Annotated in this window: 1 protein-coding gene; it reads right to left on the bottom strand. The window is 68.1% G+C overall.

Features of this window, described 5'->3' with window-relative positions:
- Positions 1–62: 62 nt before the first annotated feature.
- Positions 63–348 (bottom strand): LysR substrate-binding domain-containing protein (locus SB751_RS28745; protein ID WP_410748878.1); only part of this gene is annotated, 286 nt, incomplete at its 5' end.

Here is a 348-nt window from a genome sequence, read left to right as displayed (position 1 = left end):
AAGTCAAGGATGGTCAATTTGCCTGGGGTGTGGCTGGGGAGTCACACCGAGGGGGCGTCCGCTCAAGCCGCGAACGCCGACGTGATCGCATCCACGACCACACGCACTCTGGCCGTGCGTGCCAAATCCTGGTGCAGCACCAGCCACGCCTCGTAGGGCTTGGCGCGCCGGCGCTCGGGCCATAGCCGCACCAGCGCGGGATCGCGCCGTGCCAGGTACTCGGGTAACTCGCCCAGGGCCAGGCCGGCGCGCACGAAGGTGCTGAGCATCAGGCTCGAATCCAATTCCGCAACCACGCGGCCCTTTGCCCTCGATTCACCCGCCAGCGTGTCGTCCTGCCGGCCGGTC

Origin of the sequence: Cupriavidus sp. SIMBA_020 (genome assembly GCF_046535395.1) — a bacterium.
Lineage (GTDB): Bacteria > Pseudomonadota > Gammaproteobacteria > Burkholderiales > Burkholderiaceae > Cupriavidus > Cupriavidus campinensis.
The sequence above is the reverse complement of the archived record's forward strand: the minus strand, read 5'-3'. Positions and strand labels throughout refer to the sequence as shown.